Below are 16,898 nucleotides of genomic sequence, written 5' to 3' on the forward strand. Positions count from 1 at the left end.
TTTGTGTGAGATTAGCTAACAAAATAAGAAAATACAAAAATAATAATTATTTTTTTAACTTTTATTTCTAAGGTTTTGCTTGGATTATGCGAAGTGTAAAAATATTGTGTTATTATTGAAGGGAAAATATTTATGTACTAAAATTTGAATAAGAATGATTTAATAAATACTACAGAGAATGTATCACACCGATGAAGTTATCAAAACAAAATTTTTTGAAATCACAGATTACAGTAACTGAATAATCAAATTATTAAGAACTTTATCTAAAATTGAATTATTTCGTGAACAAATAGAGCGGAGCCAATAAACAATGAACCTAGAAGAACAAAACAACAAATCTTAAGTGGTGTTATATACAATGACTTAACCAAAAAATTAGTTGAAGCTCGAGAAAAAGCCGTAATATTGACTAACCAATACAATCAAAGTTTTGGTCAAGTGCCAGCAGTCAGAGAAAAACTATTGAAAGAACTGTTACACTTAGTAGGAGAAGAGGCTTATTTTGAGCCGAATTTTCGTTGCGAATTTGGATTTAATATTTCTGTAGGCAAACAGTTTTATGCCAATTTCGATTGTGTCATGTTAGACGGTGAAGGAATTGAGATAGGCGATCATGTCTTATTTGGCCCAAGAGTCGGCATTTATACTTCTAATCATGCAATCGATGCCCAAGAACGTGCTGCTGGCGGCTGTTATGCCAAAAAAGTGACTATCGGAAATAATGTTTGGATTGGTGCAGGCGTTCATATCAATCAAGGAGTAACAATTGGCGACAATTCGATTATCGGTTCAGGAAGCGTCATTAATAAAGATATTCCGGCGAATGTCATTGCTGCTGGTGTTCCTTGTAAAGTGATTCGTGAAATTACAGAAGCGGATAAAACAGGTTTTCGTCCTTAAAGCTACATAATGATTTTTATAGAAAGGATACAAAATGATTTTATCAAAAAAAGAATTAAAAAAAGCTTTTCAATTAGTCGGTCTTAAACAAGGCGATTATGTCATTGTGCACACTTCTTTAAGTGAGCTGGGGTATGTGATTGGGGGACCGCAAACAGTCATTGAGGCTCTATTGGAAACAGTCGGATCAGAAGGCACGATTATGATGCCTACTCAAAGTTGGAAAAATCTATCACCAGAACAGGGAGTACATGGAGACGTTCCAGAAGAAGCATGGGAAAAATTAAAAGAATATTTACCTGCTTACGATAAAAGAATCACCCCAACCAATACGATGGGAGCAGTCGCTGAAATGTTTCGCATTTGGCCAGGAACTGTCAGAAGTGATCATCCCGCTCGTTCGTTTGCAGCGAATGGTTCAAAAGCTGAATATCTGATTGAGAATCATGATTTGAGCGATATTTTTGGTCAAAGCTCACCTTTAGGGAAGTTATATGAATTGGAAGGAAAAGTACTCTTAATCGGAGTGGGTCATGATAAAAACACATCGATTCATCTAGCAGATGTTCTTGCAGACTATCCGGAAAAATCAAATGAAACTGTCAGCAGTGTTGTCACCGTGAATGGACAAAGAAAATGGGTTGAATATACGACCTTAAAAGTTGATGGAGAAGATTTTGTTTCAATTGGTAAAGATTTTGAACGAACCAATAGTGTGATGCAAACCTCATTAAATGGCGCAGTCATCACAAGTATGAGTCAGAAAGCGCTAGTTGATTTTTCGATAGAGTGGATGGAGAAAAATAGATAATTTTTTAATAGACTCTTTACATAGGGCGCACTCCAAACTGTATACTAGAATTAAATTCAACTAAAGGAGTCACTATATGAAGAAAATACTCTATTTAATGCGTCATAGAGAAACCTTATTTAATATCCGCCGAAAAATTCAAGGAGCCTGTGACTCTCCGCTAACAGAAAAAGGAATAGCTCAAGCACAAGCAGCACGTAAATTATTCGAAGAAAAGGGAATTACCTTTGATACTGCCTATTCATCTAGTTCCGAACGTTGTTGTGATACGTTAGAACTTATTACCGATCTACCTTACAAAAGATTAAAAGGACTAAGAGAAATGAACTTTGGAGGAGAAAGTGAAGATTTGAATCCTCAAGATAAAAGTACATTCTTTTTACAATTTGGTGGTGAATCTAGAGAACAGATCCGACTACGGATGCGAGCAACGTGCACAGAAATCATGAAAAATGACGGACATCAATCAGTATTGGCAGTCTCTCATGCGGGAGCTGGCTTACATTTTATTTCTAATTGCATGGATCCAATGGAAGAATTATACAAAGGTTTTGGTAACTGTGTAATTATTAAATATGAGTTTGATACTGAAACAGAAGAGTTTACTTTCTTAGATTCCTATCGCCCTGTTTAATTAATAGAGAAAAGAGTAGATGAATATGAATATTTCAGAAGTCAGTAAAAAATTTGACTTAACTCCAGATACTTTACGTTATTATGAAAAAAAGCGATTGACCTTACCTGTTACTAGAGATAAAAATAATAATCGAGCATATACTGAATACGATTTGAAGTGGGTTTATTTTGCTAAAGTCATACGAAAAGCTGGCGTTTCAGTGGAAGCATTGGCACAATATGTCGCTTTATTTAAACAAGGTCGAGAAGAATCAATGGAGGACCGACAAGAAATTTTGTTGCAACAAAAACAAGCATTACAGCAGAAAATAGCTGACTTAAACGAGGCACTGGATTATCTTTCTCATAAAATGGAAAATAACGGCAAACACCTAACTCAATTTGAAAAGACACTAGATCCAGACGAAAACTCTGATTTAGGATAGTCAAAGAGCGTTCTTCGAAAAAAAGAGAAAAACGAAAGAAAACAGCCGTTCGTTCTTCGAAAAAAGGGAAAAATGAAAGAAAACAGCCGTTCGTTCTTCGAAAAAAGTAAAAAACGGAAGAATACAACCGTTCGTTCTTCGAAAAAAAGTAAAAATCACAGAAGATCCCCCATAAAAACAGAGAGAAGAACTCACAATAGTGTTTCTCCTTTCTGTTTATATTGTATTAAGCTTCTAATGTTAAAAAATCAGGAATCCGAACTGGATGTTTATCTAACACAATTTGTGTTGGTTTAACACCGTTGTTTAAAAGAATATCAATATTTTGGATTAAAAATTCATCACTGCCGACAACATAATAAAGACCTTCTTGGTCACCAGCAAGTTTCTCAACTTCTTGATAATAATCCGCACGGTTATTTACGTATTCTGAAGTGAAATTCTTTTCTGAATCAGTCTTAAAAATATCGGCAAATAGGTTATTTTTAGTGGATTCAATATTAAGTGAATGAACACTTCTTACTTGCTCTTGATTGGCAAAGTAGTCTAGAACTAGGGGTCTAAAGGTTGCTAAACCAACACCAGATGAAAGTAAATAAACATTTTGACTGGATCGTTTTAAAGGGACGTTTGTGCTCACTTTGAATAAAGCAACTTTTGAACCAACATCCATTCCTCTCAAAATGCTCTTGAACTCAGAGCACTGTTCTTTAATTCTAGTAGTGATTCCAATCAATTTTTCTTCTGGTAAAGTAGAAATTGACATATGACGAACCAAACTACGATTCGGACGTTCTCCGGCATTAAAACCTTCCAATGCAAGATGGGTATGAGCGCCTTCTTCCCAACTAAATCCTTCCGGGCAATCCAGAAAAAATGTCTTTACTTCCGGTGTTTCATCTATAATACGATTAATTGTTGTCCAATGAATTTGCATAAAAACACTCCTTTGAAATAAAAAACTTTAAAAAAGTTTCTGTATAATCCTTTTTTTAAAAACTATTGAGAACGATTCTCAATTAGTAGTATAAGCGATAAAAAAATAAAAAGAAAGGAAGAAGTTTTAAAAGAGAAACTCAAGAACCTCTAGTACTGTTGATGCTAGAGTTTATTTGATTAGTAATCGGTTGTCTGACTAAGGTTTTGCCAGTAATTTCACTGGAAACATTCCAAGTATGCGTCCTAGACCTAACTCTAAGGGAAGAGAAAAGTATTGACTTGGAGTATACTCCAAGAATTATAGTAAGGATAAGAATATTTTTTTAAGGAGAAGATAAGATGACTGATGTAGTAGTATTAACTGGTGCTGGGCAAATTGGTATGGCAATTGCTCGTAGAATGAGCTACGGTAAAAAAATGATTGTCGCTGATAAGCAAAAGAAAAATGCGAAATTAATCGCCAAGACTTTGATAGAAGCAGGATTTGATGCGGAAGCTACCATAGTAGATATTTCTTCACGAACATCGATTCAAGCTTTACTGGCTAAAGCACAAAAATATGGTGAAATAAGTACGTTGATAAATGCTGCGGGTGTTTCTCCTAGTCAGGCATCAATTGAAACCATTTTGAAAATTGATTTATATGGAACAGCAGTGTTGTTGGAAGAAGTAGGAAAAGTAATTAAACCAAATGGTGTGGGAGTGACAATTTCCAGCCAATCAGGCTATCGGATGCCAGCGTTGACAACCGAAGAAGATTATTTTTTAGCAACCACGCCGACAGAGGAATTATTATCGTTAACTTTCTTACAACCGAAAAATTTAGAAAATAGTTTACATGCTTATCAAATGGCAAAGCGTGGCAATGTCAAACGAGTAATGTCAGAAGCAGTTAAGTGGGGAGAAAATGGAGCTAGAATCAATTCAATTTCACCAGGAATAATTGTCACGCCGCTAGCTTTAGATGAATTTAATGGGGAACGAGGAGATTTTTATAAAAATATGTTTGCTAAAAGTCCAGCTGGCCGTCCTGGAACAGCAGATGAAGTGGCAAACGTTGCAGAACTCTTAATGAGTCAACAAGGTGCTTTTATTACTGGTTCAGACATTTTGATTGATGGTGGGGCAACAGCTTCCTTTTTTTACGGACCGTTGCAGCCTAACTAAAATCAGCTATTGCCAGAAGAAGGAAAATAGCGCATTATTTAGGTAGAGGATTGGTGAAGAAGATGAATATGAAAGAGCTTTGTCAATTATGTGAGATTTCTGCAGATACAATTCGATATTACGAAAAAATTGGGATTATTCCTCCAATAAAGAGAAATACCAGTGGGATTCGTACCTTTGACGAGGAAGATATTCGTTGGATTGAATTTGTAAAACAAATGCGCAGGGCAGATATTCCGATTAAAATGTTGACGGAATATCTGGCATTATTTAGACAAGGAAATCAAACGATTGAGGAACGCAAAGCATTATTACGAAATCAAATTGAAGAAGTTGAAACAAGAATTGTTGCGATGAATCAAGGTTTGGAGCGTTTGAAGTATAAACTAATTAATTATGAAAATCATGCCTTCCCAGCAGAACAAGCATTAAAAAAATTTGAAGAGTAGGGGTTACTAAAAAATGGAAATTCGATTATTACGCTATTTTTTAACGATTGCTTCAGAAGAAAGTATTTCTAAAGCAGCCAAAATTTTAGGAATCACTCAACCTACTTTAAGTCGGCAATTAAAGCAATTCGAAAACTCCTTAGGTACGGAATTATTTTATCGAGAAAATGCCAAAATGTTTTTAACCGAATCTGGACAATTTTTAAAAAGTCGCGGAGAAGAGATTTTGTTGTTAAATGATCGTACGGAACAAGAATTTTTGAACCAGAAGGAAGAAGTTTTGAATGGTCATATCATGATTGGTTGCGTGGAGGCAGACAACTCAGACACGATTGCAATGTTTTTGGAAGAGTTGATGGCTCAACATCCACAGGTACATTTTACTATGTTTAGTGGTACAAGTGATATTATCTCGGAACGATTGGATAAGGGACTGTTAGATATAGCACTCTTGCTTGAACCAGTTTCTACAGAAAAATATGAAAAAATTATACTGCCTAGAAAAGAACGCTGGGGTCTGCTTGTGTCGAGAGAATCTTTTTTGGCAACAAAAGATAGTGTAACACCAGAAGATTTGATTGGTATTCCATTATTGTGTACTTCTCGAGTTGAAGTACAAGAGATGATTCAATCTTGGATTCCTTCAGAAGAAAAACTTAATATAGTAGGAAGCTACAATTTAGTCTTTAATGTCTTTTCTCTGGTAGATAATAAAGTGGGCTCTGCTCTGGCAATCGAAGGAGCAATCTCCAATCGAAAAAATGAGAATTTAAAATTTTTACCCTTATTACCTAAAAAACAAACCAACTGTGTCTTGGTTTGGAAAAAGAATAGTCTGTTGACACCAACTGTTTCAAAATTTGTTGGAATGGTGAGAGAAGCCTTTGAATCTTAAATAGATTTGAAGGCTTTTTAGTTTATCTTGAAAAAGATGAAAAAAGCAAAGATAAAAGACAGTTTATCATTGAAAATGAAAAACTGAAGATAATTTTGAATCAAGAGTATACCTCATAGGCATATATATCTGTCTAATGGGCATTGGACGCATAGTTCTTGAGAGCGTAAAATAAACATATATTAAAAGTTGACCTAATTTTCGGAGGTGATGGAATGACAATTGTCTTATATTTTTCAAGGAGTGGTGAAAATCTGATTGAGGGGCAAATCCAGCCTTTATCAAAAGGAAATACTCAACTATTAGCGGAAAAAATTAGTCAAAAATTGAATGTACCTATTTTTGAAATCACGCCAATTTTAGCTTATCCCTATAGTTATAACGAGACAGTCAAACTAGTTGAACAGGAGAAAATAGCTGGAGTGTATCGTAAATTTCAAAAGATAGAATGTGACTTTGATTCTGTTGATCAGATTTTTTTAGGATTTCCCAATTGGTGTGGCACCATGCCGAAAGTCGTGCATCATTTTTTAAGTCAAATGAATTTGTCTGATAAAGTTATTTATCCCTTTTGTACCCATGAAGGGAGTGCTTTCGGAAGCAGCTTGATTGAATTAAAAAAGATTTGCCCAAATTCGGAAATAAAAATTGGATTGCCAGTGAGAGGATCTAGGGTAAAAAAATCAGATTTATCTATCCTAAATTGGTTAAGTCAGTATCAAATGAATGGAGGAGCATATTATGACAAAGTTTGAAGAAGTTAAAAATGGAGTAATCTTTCCCAGTGGAGAAAAAAATGAAGCTTTTGCACAATATTTTATTGGTCAAAGCTACTTAAAAAATTTGGTAGCTGATCCAGCGATTAATGTAAGTGTTGGTAATGTGACTTTTGAACCAGGATGCCGCAATAATTGGCATATTCATCACGACGGTTTTCAAATCTTACTCGTTACAGGTGGCGAAAGTTGGTATCAAGAAGAGGGAAAAGAAGCGCAATTTTTGAAAGCTGGAGATGTAATTGTGACACATAATGGCGTGAAACATTGGCACGGTGCAGCAAAAGATAGTTGGTTTGAGCACATCGCTATTACAGCAGGGACACCTGAATGGATGGAACCTGTTTCTGATGAATTGTATTTAGCTTTATAAAATAAAGAAAGAAGGAATTTAACATGCCAAAACAAACAGCAGGAAGAGATAATCTAGGAGAATTTGCCCCACAATTTGCAGCTTTAAACGATGACGTATTATTCGGAGAAGTCTGGGATCGAGAAAAACAACTCTCTCCTCGTGATCGTAGTTTAATTACTGTTGCAAGTTTATTGACCCAAGGAGTTCCTCAATTAGAAGCTCACTTAAATATTGCCAAACAAAATGGTGTAACTAAAGAAGAAATCGTTGAGTTAATCACACATTTAGCTTTTTATGCAGGATGGCCAAAAGCGTGGTCAGCATTTAATTTAGCGAAAGAAATTTTTGGGGAAGAGTAAAAATAAACAGAAGCTTCGTTACTTTTATGAATAACGAAGTCTCGTTTGATAAATAGACATAGGAGAAATGATGATGAAATTTTTTTCAACGAAATTATTAGCTATTTTTTCTGCAGCTTTGATGGTTGCATCAGCACCCGCTATTTCAGCAAACATCCCGGCAATCCAAGCAGATTTTCCTCAAGTTGATCCGATTTATGTAGGATTATTGACAACTATTCCATCTTTATTTTTAATTTTAGGTGTATTTTTAACTAGTTTGTTGGAAAAATTGGTAGGTAGTAAATCCACAATTCTAATTGGTTTAGCCATTGTCGGTATTTTTGGAACCTTACCGGCATGGTATCAAGGAAATTTTGCTCTGTTGTTTATTTCTAGAGCATTATTAGGATTGGGAATTGGTTTATTTAATCGTTTATTAATTCAAATTATTCGTCGACTATACGAAGACAATCCTCGATATAAAGCCAAAGCTCTTGGTTTAGAAAGTGCTTTTGAGGGTCTAGGTGGAATCATGATGACATTTACCGTTGGACAACTTCTAAAAATTAATTGGACCTATTCTTTTGTTGTTTATGCGATGGCATTTTTAGGCTTCGTATTGATTGCTATCTTTATTCCGAATAAAGAAACCAATTTAGCGGAGAATCATCACCAATTGGATCACAAAATTGATAAAAGTCGTCAAATAAAAATGTATAGTATGGGGTTTTTCTTGTTTTGTATAGTTATTTTATTTATTAATTACAATTTACAAATCACACCTTTATTAATTGAAAAAGGTTTAGGAAATGCTACGGAAGGAAGCAATATGATTGCTGCTATTGGTGCAGGGGCATTTCTGGCAGGAAATTTATTCGGACGAACTTTACAAATCTTCGGAAAAAAATTATTACCAATTGCTATTTTTTTAGCGGGAACCTTCATTTTTTTAGCAACTTTATCCAATCATGTTTTCTTAACATTGCTTTGTTCAATGGGTCTAGGTTTTTCTTTCCGAAATATCATGCCATACTTTATGAACACTTTTACGAATGGTGGGGAGAAAATTGCCAAACTTGGTACGACAATTGTTTTAGTTGCTTATAATATAGGAGCAACATTATCCCCGTATATTTCACGTTTTATCACTCGTGTTAGTAGTAAGGAAGTTGCTACTTTTCAGCTGTCTATGACTGCTTTTAGTTTTTTTTGCTTTAGCAGTTATTGCTGTATTTGTTTACAAAAGAATGTCATTTGAAGAGTAAAGGAGAATGGATATGGATTACGTAAAATTAGGTAATACTGGTCTGGATGTGTCTCGTATTTGTTTAGGTTCAATGAGTTTTGGTGATCCGAAAAATTGGATTCACAAATGGGTTTTAGAAGATGAAGACAGTCGTCCGATTATCAAACGAGCACTGGAACTAGGAATTAATTTTTTTGATACAGCAAATGTGTATTCTTTAGGGCGAAGTGAAGAAATTTTAGGGAAAGCCTTAAAAGATTATGCGAACCGAGATGAAATTGTTTTAGCAACAAAAGTGCATCAAAAAATGTTTGATGGACCAAACGGACAAGGGTTGTCTCGCAAAGCAATTATGTCACAAATTGATCAAAGTCTAAAACGTCTGCAAACAGACTATGTGGATTTGTATATCATTCATCGGTGGGATTACAATACACCGATTGAAGAAACAATGGAAGCTTTGCATGATGTTGTAAAAGCCGGAAAAGCACGTTATATAGGAGCTTCAGCGATGTTTGCTTATCAATTTCAAAAAGCCAACAACGTCGCAGAAAAAAATGGTTGGACTAAATTTGTGTCCATGCAAAATCATTTGAATCTCATGTACCGTGAGGAAGAAAGAGAGATGATTCCTTATTGTGTTGATCAAGGAATTGCACTGACTCCATACAGTCCATTAGCTTCTGGAAGACTAGTAAAACCTTTTTCAGAAACGAGTTTAAGAAGAGAAACGGATTCCGTTCAAAGTGATAAGTATGATGAATCTGCAGAAAAAGATCGAATCATCATTGAACGTGTGGCGAAAATTGCAGACAAACACCACGTTAGTCGAGTTGAAGTGGCTTTAGCATGGCTATTACAAAAGAAAAATCTCGCTGCACCAGTAATTGGGGCAACTAAACTTAGCCATGTGGAAACAGCCGTCAAAGCAGTAGATTTCAAACTGTCGCCAGAAGATGTCACTTATTTGGAAGAAGAGTATGTGCCACATAAGATTGTTGGATTTTCGTAGAGGTAGGAGAACATTTCAAAGAACCAATACAATCAGTCAATATGCTTTTGGAGCTTTGTTTGGAGATTTCAAGCTTAGATAAACGAATTTTATAAAAGCGCTTGACTTAAAGTTATCTTTAACTGATACAATTTATTTAAAGAGTAATTTTTAAATAAATCACTCAAAGCAAAGGAGCGAATGAGAAATGGAAAAAAGATTATTAGGTAAAAATGGTTTGATTACTTCAGAATTAGGATTTGGATGTATGGGCTTAAACTAACATAGAGGTCCAGCTAAAGAGCGTAATGAGATGATTAAAGTTGTTCATGCGGAAATTGATGCTGGAATTACTATGTTTGATACTGCGGAAGTTTATGGACCATTTACGAATGAAGAATTGGTAGGAGAGGTTTTAGTTGGACGTAGAAAAGAAGTTCAAATTGCTACTAAAGGAGGTTTTAAGAATGACGGTTAAAACAATGAAGTAGATAGTAGTCCAGAAACAATCACTGCTGTAGAAGGCTCGCTAAAACGTTTGAAAACAGATTATATTACCTTGTATTATATCCACCGTATCGATCCTAACATTCCGATTGAGGAAGTTGCTCACACTATTCAAAAGTTAAAACAAGAAGGAAAGATGCTACATTGTGGGATTTCGGAGGCCAGTGCACAAACCATTAGACGAGCTCATGCGGTAGAGCCAATAGCTGCTGTTGAGAGTGAGTACTCCTTGTGGTGGCGTGAAGTTGAAAAAGATGTGTTCTCTGTGTTAGAAGAATTAGAGATTGGCTTAGTTGCTTATAGTCCATTAGGTCGAGGATTCTTAACAGGAAAAATGGGAAATGCTTGTCAGGAATTATTAGCTGTAGCAGATGATGTGACTGCTAGCCACAACGAGGATGGTATTGCATTATCTTTGAAGAAATATGGATTAATTTAATTGAAAGGAGCAAAATAATGGAGATTGGAATTGGAACATATTCATTTGGAGGAGTTGCAAGTTATCTAGGATTAGGTCCGACATTATTGGAAAAACTACAGAAAATCAAATCATTGGGTTTTGATTTTTTGGAGTTATTACCTAGTGATTTAGCCTATGAGACAGACGATATCAAACGATGATTGAATGAAACTGGGCTGAAAGCACAAACGATTCATGCAGAACCAACAGAAGAGATTGTTCAAAAATTTGTAGCAATCAGTGGTAAAGCAGTGATTTGGGCTGGTACTCCATTTTGTAACAAAGAAGAAGCCATTGAAGTTGCTCATCTATTGGATCAAATGGCTAAAATGGCAGAGCCCTATGGAATTAAAATTGGGTATCATAATCACAGTCAGGAATTTTATTTTGATCAAGGACAAGCGTTACTAGAGTATTTGTTGGATAATAGTGAAAAATGTTTCGTTCAACTAGATTGTGGTTGGGCAATGAATGGCGATATGTATCCACCTTATTTTATTCGCAAATTTAAGAATCGAATTATCTCTATTCACGTCAAAGAAAATAGCAAAGTGGTCGGTCCAGGAGAAAGACCAGCTTCTAGAAAAGAGCAACAGCCAGCATTTTTCCCTCCGAACGTTGAACAATTACCAGTAGAGGAACGTCAAAAAATTCTGGATGACTTAACGGAACAATTTAAAGACACGACTGTCAATTTTTCGAATCAATGTAAAATGGGGGCTGAAGAATCCAATCTAAACTGGAAATAAAAGCAGCTTTAGAAGAACAAGATTTTGCTGCCTATTGGGTTGTAGAGCGTGAAGGATTTTATGATGATCATGACAAGTGTATTGCAGATGATTGTGCTTGGTTGAAAGAGAATTTATAAAAGAAAAGCAAAATCCCTTTATTCAGGATTTTGCTTTTCTTTTAGTTTTTTTGGAATAGTAATTTGGACAGTCGTACCTTTGCCCAGTTGAGATTCATAGTTTATCGCATCATTTAAACCATAGTATAAAGCAATACGTTGTCTGACATTACGAATTCCATAATGCTTTCCCTTGTGTGTTAAAACAGATTGTGTTTGTTCAGGAGTCATTCCATGACCATTATCAATAATTTCAAATTGCAAATTATCTACTAAGTCAATTCCTCTGATAACTAATTTTCCACGACGATCGTCTTCAATGTGATCAATACCATGAAAAATGGCATTTTCAACAAACGGTTGAATCAATAGAGTAATAATTTCATACTGCTTAATATTTTCATCAATATCTAACTCTAAATCAAATGAATAGTTGTGCATTTTCATCTGAATTTTTGCATAGGTAATTGTTAAGTCTAGCTCTTTTGCAATCAATAATCGACTTTTTCCATCATTTAGACTTAGACGATAAAACTGAGACAATAATCGTGCCATTTCACTGATATCATCATTTCCACTGATGACTGCTTTATTATTAATCAAAGAGAGCGAGTTATAAAAAAAGTGAGGATTAATTTGAGCTTGTAAGGCCCTAAGTTCATGTTTTTGTTGTTGGATTTCCGATTTGTAAACTTTATCAATTAACTCCTGAATTTGTTGAATCATTCGATAAAAGCTATTGTATAATTTTCCAATTTCATCATTGCTTTGGTAAGTCGGTTTTATATTCAAGGTTTTTTCAGGTAAGTCATTCATTTGAGTTGCCAATTTTTGAATAGGAGCAACGACTGTTCTAGACAATGCAGTTATCGATAGACTTAATGTAATAATCGCAAATAAAAATATTAAAAAAGCGACAAATACAAGAGCAAAAACGCCATTATAAATCGAGTAAGTTGGTCTGGATAAAACAATCTCCCAAGAATTATTCAATGATTTTTTATTTTCAATACTAGAGTGATCAAATTTTTGAAAAAATCTTGAGAAAAAAGATAAATTCTCTGATTTTGTTTCATTTGAAAATTGAAAGAGCACTTGATCTTCTAAGTTAACAACTTTTAGATTATAAGGATCATTTGAAACAGTGTCTAAATCTTCGAAAATAGCTTGAGGAGAGAGCTGAAACACAATAATGTTGGTATCCTTATTTCTTGCCGAAAATAATTGGCTATATAAATAAATTTGTTGATTTTCTTCATCAAAGTAATAAGAAATACTAGTTGTATTATTCAATTTAAAATTAGAAGTAATATCATTAGGCTCAATTTTTTTTACATATCTTCCGTGATTGTAAAGATTGATTGTGGTGTACAGTGTAATATTTGCAATAGAGTCTTTTTGAGAGTAAATACTTCTGAATAAAGGAACAACGGTGTTGATATACAAGTCATATTGCTCAAAATTAGAAGGATTTTCGATCGCTAATTCATCAATCAAGAACTGAGAACTTGTTATAAAAGAAATTGCTTCTTCGTAAGTTGTCAAACGTAAATTAATCTGTTGGTAAATGGAACTTAAGTTATCTTGATTATTGATGGTTTCTCTTTCAAAAATAAAATGGCGAATAATTCCAATACTGAAAAAAGTTAACAATAATAATGGAACGATACTGGCAAGAAAGGAGATAGTAATAATCTTTCTTTGAAAGGACGAGTTTTGAAAATTGGTTCTAAATTTCTTTTTCATGAGCGATCTTTCCTTTGGCTTTTCTAAATCTATCAGGTGTCGTTCCCGTATATTTCTGAAAACTTTTAATAAAGTAAGAATAGTTGTTGAAGCCGATCATTTCACTTATTTCACCTACACGGTGGTGGGATTCAACTAATAATTGTTTGGCTCTTTCCATACGAATTTCATTTAAATATTTTGTAATACCAACTTTTTCTTCTCTTTTAAATAAATCACTCAAATATTTTGGAGCTAGATGAACATTGTTTGCGAGTATTTCTAAATTCAAATCCTCACTATAATGATTCCAAATGTAGTTTTTTGTTTCTCTTACGTAATCATTGGTTGTTTTATTCAGAACTTCCATCCTCTGTTCAACTAGTTGCATCAAGGCATCAAGAGCTGGGGCAATTTGAACAAATTCTGTGGCTTCTAAAATAGTTTGTAGACCAAGTTGGATATTTAGAGAGTCTATGTTGGTTTCTGTCATAATTAACCGATAAATGTTAGCAAAGAAAAATTTAACAATGCTAGGTGATTCACTGGCAGATTGTCCATAGTTTGTTAATAGCGAATTCAATGTATCTGTGACATTTTGAAAATCATGGTTTTGTAGACTATCCTTGAGTTGATTAAACAGCTCATTTTCATTTACTGCATTATCTGTAGATAATGATATTTTTTCTTTTCCAATATTTTCTTTCTTATAAAAACTTTTCGTAATTTTATCTTCTAATTGTTTATAGACAGATTCGATTTTTGAAGGATTTTCGATGGGTGCAGAAATTTCAATAGTAACCTCAATTTTCAGTTCTTTTTTTAAGTATTGTTGCAATATTCTTCTTTGAAAAATTAATTCGTTTATGCTTTTCAAATGGACTAATCCCAAAAATCTTGTGAGATTTGTTCGAATAAAGGTCATGTTATCAATTGAATGATAATGCAAATAATTTTCTAGTTTTCCTGCTTCATAATTGTCTACGTCCAATGTCATCAAATAATAGGTATGAGAAATAATGGGCGAAGCAATCGATTGCTCATATTGATCAAGCTTATCAAAGGGAAGCCCTTTAAAAAGTTTAATCAAAATATCTTGTTGTTCAACACGTTCAATTTGTTTGTTTGCTATTTTTTTCTTTTTAATTATTTGAATGAGTAAATCTAATTGATTATTAAACTCTTCAGGATTAATTGGTTTTAAGAGATAGTTAACTGCTTGAAGCTCCAGAGCTTTCTTTGCATAGCTAAAATTGTCATAACCACTGATAAATAAAATAGGAACATCAGGATTACTTTCTCTAATAACCTCAGCCAATTCGATTCCTGTTGTGAAAGGCATTTGAACATCAGTTATCAATAAGTCGACAGTTTGATTCTTCATGATTTCAAGAGCTTCTTTACCGTTTTTGGCTTCATATATATGCCAGACTTCAGCTCTTTTTTCTAATAAAAACCTCAAAAGTTGTCGTTGATCTAAATGATCATCTGCAATTAGTACTTTATACATGCTGAAACCTCCTATTAAACTAGTTCAACAATAAAATTATAGACTTATTTACTGATACATACAAATAAGTTTCAAATAAATAAATGAAAACGCTTCACTTTGTGGAATTTTTACTATAAAAATGGAAAAAGTTTTATTTTAAGAATGTAAACGATTGCGTATACTTGAATTATCAAATAACGGAGGGAAACAAAAATGAAAAATTGGAAGAAAAAAGTATTATTTTCAATGTTAGCGATTGCACCACTAGCTTTAGCTGCTTGTGGAGGGGGAGAACAGACAGATGAAGCCCCAGTAAATGAAGATGGAAGTATTGTGGTTACTTTAGGACAACAAACTTCTGCAAATCCCAAATTTCCACAAGGTGATTCATATGGAGATAATGCATATAGACGTTTAGTTAAGGAAAAGCTAGGAGCAGAATTAGAAAGTGCTTTTGAAGCTAACGGAGATGATTATGATCGTCAAGTTTCTTTAGCGATTGCCGCTGGGGAAATTCCTGACATGATGATTGTAGGCAGAGATGAATTAGAAGAACTTGCAGACAATGATTTAATTGCAGATTTGACAGAAGTTTATGAAGAATATGCAAGTGATAATATTAAAGAAATTTATGAATCTTTTGACAGCGTACAGTTAGATGCTGGTACTTTTGATGATAAATTAATGGGTCTTGCAGGGACTGCTAATGATTTTGGACCTAATATGGTTTGGATTCGACAAGATTGGTTAGACGATTTGAATATTGAACTTGACCAAGACGGAAATAACGCCATCACATTAGAAGAGTTAGAGAGCACAGCAAAAACTTTCCAAGACCAAGATGCAGGTGGGACAGGGAATACTATGGGCTTGGCTTTTGCACACTGGTTAACAGGAGATAGTCATGGTGGTTCAGGTTATACAGCAAATGCGATGATTAATGCCTTTGGTGCCTATCCAAAAACATATTTAACAGAAGCCGGTGGAGAACTTGTTTATGGATCGAATACTCCTGAAATGAAAGAAGCGTTAACTCAAATAAATGAATGGTTTAATTCTGGTATTTTAGATCCTCAGTTTGGTACAAGAACGTATGATGATATCAATGCAATGATGGTAAATGGTGAGCTTGGAATTATTCCAGGACCTTGGCATATGTCAGATTGGGGATTAGTTCAAGCAAGAACGGCTAATCCAGAAGCTGAGTTTATTCCTTACGCTATTGAAAATAATGATGGAATTGTAAATGGAGTTAATAAACCAGGAGTTGGCGGATTTGTTGTTGTACGAAAAGGATTCGAAAAACCTGAGTTAGCTATTGAGATTATTAACTTGATTTATGATGAAGTACCAAATGCAGAAGATATGGAAAATGATTTTCCAGAAATGTATGCCTATGCTCAAGCTGCTGTTGATGGAACTGCAAGACCATTTAATATTGAAGTATTTAGAAACTTAAGTGAGTTAGCAGATGCGTCTGAAGCATCTGAAGCAGCTTTAGGAAATTCAAATATTGAAGACATTTCAAGTTTCATTGTTCAAAATAATGCACGTAAGATTAAAGCTTACCTAGATAATCCTGCAGAATCTGATCCTACTGACTGGGCAGTTTATGCTTCTCGCTTACTTGCAGTGGATAATGTTATGGGCGGTGTTCGTGAAAAAGAAGTATTTAATGAAGTAATTCCAGTTGCCGTTTTTGAAACTATTAGAGCAAATGAACGTAATGGAGCTCAAATTGCTAAGCTAGAAGAAGAAACATTTATCAAGTTTGTAACTGGGGAAGAGCCAATGGAAAACTTTGATAATTATGTAAATACTTGGAATGAACAAGGCGGAACAGCAATCTTGGAAGAAATGCAAACTATCTTAGAATCAAAATAATAAGTTAGTAAAAAGTGGAGCATTTGATTCTTAGGACCAAATGCTCTCT

At 34.3% G+C, this 16,898-nt stretch carries 18 protein-coding genes and 1 pseudogene; 16 read left to right on the plus strand and 3 right to left on the minus strand.

The annotated features are described in order from the left end of the window. Positions 1-354 precede the first annotated feature (354 nt). From AC4BBX_RS00655 to AC4BBX_RS00670, 4 genes are all read left to right on the plus strand, one after another. Positions 355-903 carry a sugar O-acetyltransferase gene (locus AC4BBX_RS00655; RefSeq protein WP_490455731.1) on the plus strand — a complete coding sequence of 183 codons (549 nt, stop codon included), beginning with the start codon at positions 355-357 and terminating at the stop codon, positions 901-903. A gap of 34 nt (positions 904-937) precedes the next feature. After that, complete coding sequence (locus tag AC4BBX_RS00660) at positions 938-1,714, plus strand: AAC(3) family N-acetyltransferase (protein ID WP_490454561.1); 777 nt, start codon at positions 938-940, stop codon at positions 1,712-1,714. A 76-nt stretch (positions 1,715-1,790) separates the two neighbouring features. Next, positions 1,791-2,348: a histidine phosphatase family protein gene (locus AC4BBX_RS00665; RefSeq protein ID WP_490454562.1), complete on the plus strand. Its 558-nt coding sequence runs from the start codon at positions 1,791-1,793 to the stop codon at positions 2,346-2,348. 19 nt (positions 2,349-2,367) lie between these two features. Then, on the plus strand, positions 2,368-2,775 hold the full coding sequence (locus tag AC4BBX_RS00670; RefSeq protein ID WP_490454563.1) for a MerR family transcriptional regulator: 408 nt from the start codon (positions 2,368-2,370) through the stop codon (positions 2,773-2,775). Positions 2,776-3,001: 226 nt separating this feature from the next. On the opposite strand, the gene AC4BBX_RS00675 is transcribed toward AC4BBX_RS00670, so the two are convergent. Next, positions 3,002-3,712, minus strand: coding sequence for a dihydropteridine reductase (locus AC4BBX_RS00675; RefSeq protein ID WP_490454564.1), 711 nt, complete (start codon positions 3,710-3,712; stop codon positions 3,002-3,004). Positions 3,713-4,053: 341 nt separating this feature from the next. Between AC4BBX_RS00675 and AC4BBX_RS00680 the strand changes: the two genes are divergently transcribed. The 11 genes and pseudogenes from AC4BBX_RS00680 (at position 4,054) to AC4BBX_RS00730 (ending at position 11,650) form a co-directional block, all read left to right on the plus strand. Next, positions 4,054-4,881 carry an SDR family oxidoreductase gene (locus AC4BBX_RS00680; protein ID WP_490454565.1) on the plus strand — a complete coding sequence of 276 codons (828 nt, stop codon included), beginning with the start codon at positions 4,054-4,056 and terminating at the stop codon, positions 4,879-4,881. Positions 4,882-4,943: 62 nt separating this feature from the next. Continuing rightward, positions 4,944-5,330 (plus strand): MerR family transcriptional regulator, encoded by a 387-nt coding sequence (locus AC4BBX_RS00685; RefSeq protein ID WP_490455732.1) that lies wholly within the window; start codon positions 4,944-4,946, stop codon positions 5,328-5,330. A gap of 13 nt (positions 5,331-5,343) precedes the next feature. After that, positions 5,344-6,225 carry a LysR family transcriptional regulator gene (locus AC4BBX_RS00690; RefSeq protein ID WP_490454566.1) on the plus strand — a complete coding sequence of 294 codons (882 nt, stop codon included), beginning with the start codon at positions 5,344-5,346 and terminating at the stop codon, positions 6,223-6,225. A 215-nt stretch (positions 6,226-6,440) separates the two neighbouring features. After that, positions 6,441-6,980, plus strand: a complete 540-nt coding sequence (locus tag AC4BBX_RS00695; protein WP_490454567.1) for a flavodoxin — start codon at positions 6,441-6,443, stop codon at positions 6,978-6,980. Beyond that, a complete protein-coding gene (locus AC4BBX_RS00700; protein ID WP_490454568.1) occupies positions 6,967-7,374 on the plus strand; it encodes a cupin domain-containing protein in 408 nt (135 codons plus the stop codon). Before AC4BBX_RS00695 ends, AC4BBX_RS00700 begins: the two co-directional genes overlap by 14 nt. A gap of 23 nt (positions 7,375-7,397) precedes the next feature. Then, positions 7,398-7,715: a carboxymuconolactone decarboxylase family protein gene (locus tag AC4BBX_RS00705; RefSeq protein WP_490454569.1), complete on the plus strand. Its 318-nt coding sequence runs from the start codon at positions 7,398-7,400 to the stop codon at positions 7,713-7,715. A 67-nt stretch (positions 7,716-7,782) separates the two neighbouring features. Further along, on the plus strand, positions 7,783-8,955 hold the full coding sequence (locus tag AC4BBX_RS00710) for an MFS transporter (protein WP_490454570.1): 1,173 nt from the start codon (positions 7,783-7,785) through the stop codon (positions 8,953-8,955). 19 nt (positions 8,956-8,974) lie between these two features. Next, positions 8,975-9,955, plus strand: coding sequence for an aldo/keto reductase (locus tag AC4BBX_RS00715; RefSeq protein ID WP_490454571.1), 981 nt, complete (start codon positions 8,975-8,977; stop codon positions 9,953-9,955). Positions 9,956-10,247: 292 nt separating this feature from the next. Then, positions 10,248-10,880 (plus strand): annotated as a pseudogene (locus AC4BBX_RS00720) (aldo/keto reductase). A gap of 17 nt (positions 10,881-10,897) precedes the next feature. Beyond that, positions 10,898-11,062, plus strand: a complete 165-nt coding sequence (locus AC4BBX_RS00725; protein WP_490454572.1) for a hypothetical protein — start codon at positions 10,898-10,900, stop codon at positions 11,060-11,062. Then, complete coding sequence (locus AC4BBX_RS00730; RefSeq protein WP_490454573.1) at positions 11,063-11,650, plus strand: sugar phosphate isomerase/epimerase family protein; 588 nt, start codon at positions 11,063-11,065, stop codon at positions 11,648-11,650. A 137-nt stretch (positions 11,651-11,787) separates the two neighbouring features. Here the strand turns inward: AC4BBX_RS00730 and AC4BBX_RS00735 are convergent, their stop codons facing one another. Next, on the minus strand, positions 11,788-13,494 hold the full coding sequence (locus AC4BBX_RS00735; RefSeq protein ID WP_490454574.1) for a sensor histidine kinase: 1,707 nt from the start codon (positions 13,492-13,494) through the stop codon (positions 11,788-11,790). After that, positions 13,478-14,983, minus strand: coding sequence for a response regulator transcription factor (locus AC4BBX_RS00740; RefSeq protein ID WP_490454575.1), 1,506 nt, complete (start codon positions 14,981-14,983; stop codon positions 13,478-13,480). The genes AC4BBX_RS00735 and AC4BBX_RS00740 overlap by 17 nt, the downstream gene beginning before the upstream one ends. A 195-nt stretch (positions 14,984-15,178) precedes the next feature. On the opposite strand from AC4BBX_RS00740, the gene AC4BBX_RS00745 reads away from it, so the two are divergent. Continuing rightward, positions 15,179-16,849, plus strand: coding sequence for an extracellular solute-binding protein (locus tag AC4BBX_RS00745; protein WP_490454576.1), 1,671 nt, complete (start codon positions 15,179-15,181; stop codon positions 16,847-16,849). Positions 16,850-16,898 lie beyond the last annotated feature (49 nt).

It is taken from the genome of Enterococcus sp. AMC1157 (assembly GCF_058216555.1).

What these genes read in the sequence shown, in the direction of transcription:
- AC4BBX_RS00660 (WP_490454561.1), top strand. Translation starts at nt 938, where the DNA reads ATGATTTTATCAAAAAAAGAATTAAAAAAAGCTTTTCAATTAGTCGGT.
- AC4BBX_RS00665 (WP_490454562.1), top strand. Translation starts at nt 1,791, where the DNA reads ATGAAGAAAATACTCTATTTAATGCGTCATAGAGAAACCTTATTTAAT.
- AC4BBX_RS00670 (WP_490454563.1), top strand. Translation starts at nt 2,368, where the DNA reads ATGAATATGAATATTTCAGAAGTCAGTAAAAAATTTGACTTAACTCCA.
- AC4BBX_RS00675 (WP_490454564.1), bottom strand. Translation starts at nt 3,712, where the DNA reads ATGCAAATTCATTGGACAACAATTAATCGTATTATAGATGAAACACCG.
- AC4BBX_RS00680 (WP_490454565.1), top strand. Translation starts at nt 4,054, where the DNA reads ATGACTGATGTAGTAGTATTAACTGGTGCTGGGCAAATTGGTATGGCA.
- AC4BBX_RS00685 (WP_490455732.1), top strand. Translation starts at nt 4,944, where the DNA reads ATGAATATGAAAGAGCTTTGTCAATTATGTGAGATTTCTGCAGATACA.
- AC4BBX_RS00690 (WP_490454566.1), top strand. Translation starts at nt 5,344, where the DNA reads ATGGAAATTCGATTATTACGCTATTTTTTAACGATTGCTTCAGAAGAA.
- AC4BBX_RS00695 (WP_490454567.1), top strand. Translation starts at nt 6,441, where the DNA reads ATGACAATTGTCTTATATTTTTCAAGGAGTGGTGAAAATCTGATTGAG.
- AC4BBX_RS00700 (WP_490454568.1), top strand. Translation starts at nt 6,967, where the DNA reads ATGACAAAGTTTGAAGAAGTTAAAAATGGAGTAATCTTTCCCAGTGGA.
- AC4BBX_RS00705 (WP_490454569.1), top strand. Translation starts at nt 7,398, where the DNA reads ATGCCAAAACAAACAGCAGGAAGAGATAATCTAGGAGAATTTGCCCCA.
- AC4BBX_RS00710 (WP_490454570.1), top strand. Translation starts at nt 7,783, where the DNA reads ATGATGATGAAATTTTTTTCAACGAAATTATTAGCTATTTTTTCTGCA.
- AC4BBX_RS00715 (WP_490454571.1), top strand. Translation starts at nt 8,975, where the DNA reads ATGGATTACGTAAAATTAGGTAATACTGGTCTGGATGTGTCTCGTATT.
- AC4BBX_RS00725 (WP_490454572.1), top strand. Translation starts at nt 10,898, where the DNA reads ATGGAGATTGGAATTGGAACATATTCATTTGGAGGAGTTGCAAGTTAT.
- AC4BBX_RS00735 (WP_490454574.1), bottom strand. Translation starts at nt 13,494, where the DNA reads ATGAAAAAGAAATTTAGAACCAATTTTCAAAACTCGTCCTTTCAAAGA.
- AC4BBX_RS00740 (WP_490454575.1), bottom strand. Translation starts at nt 14,983, where the DNA reads ATGTATAAAGTACTAATTGCAGATGATCATTTAGATCAACGACAACTT.
- AC4BBX_RS00745 (WP_490454576.1), top strand. Translation starts at nt 15,179, where the DNA reads ATGAAAAATTGGAAGAAAAAAGTATTATTTTCAATGTTAGCGATTGCA.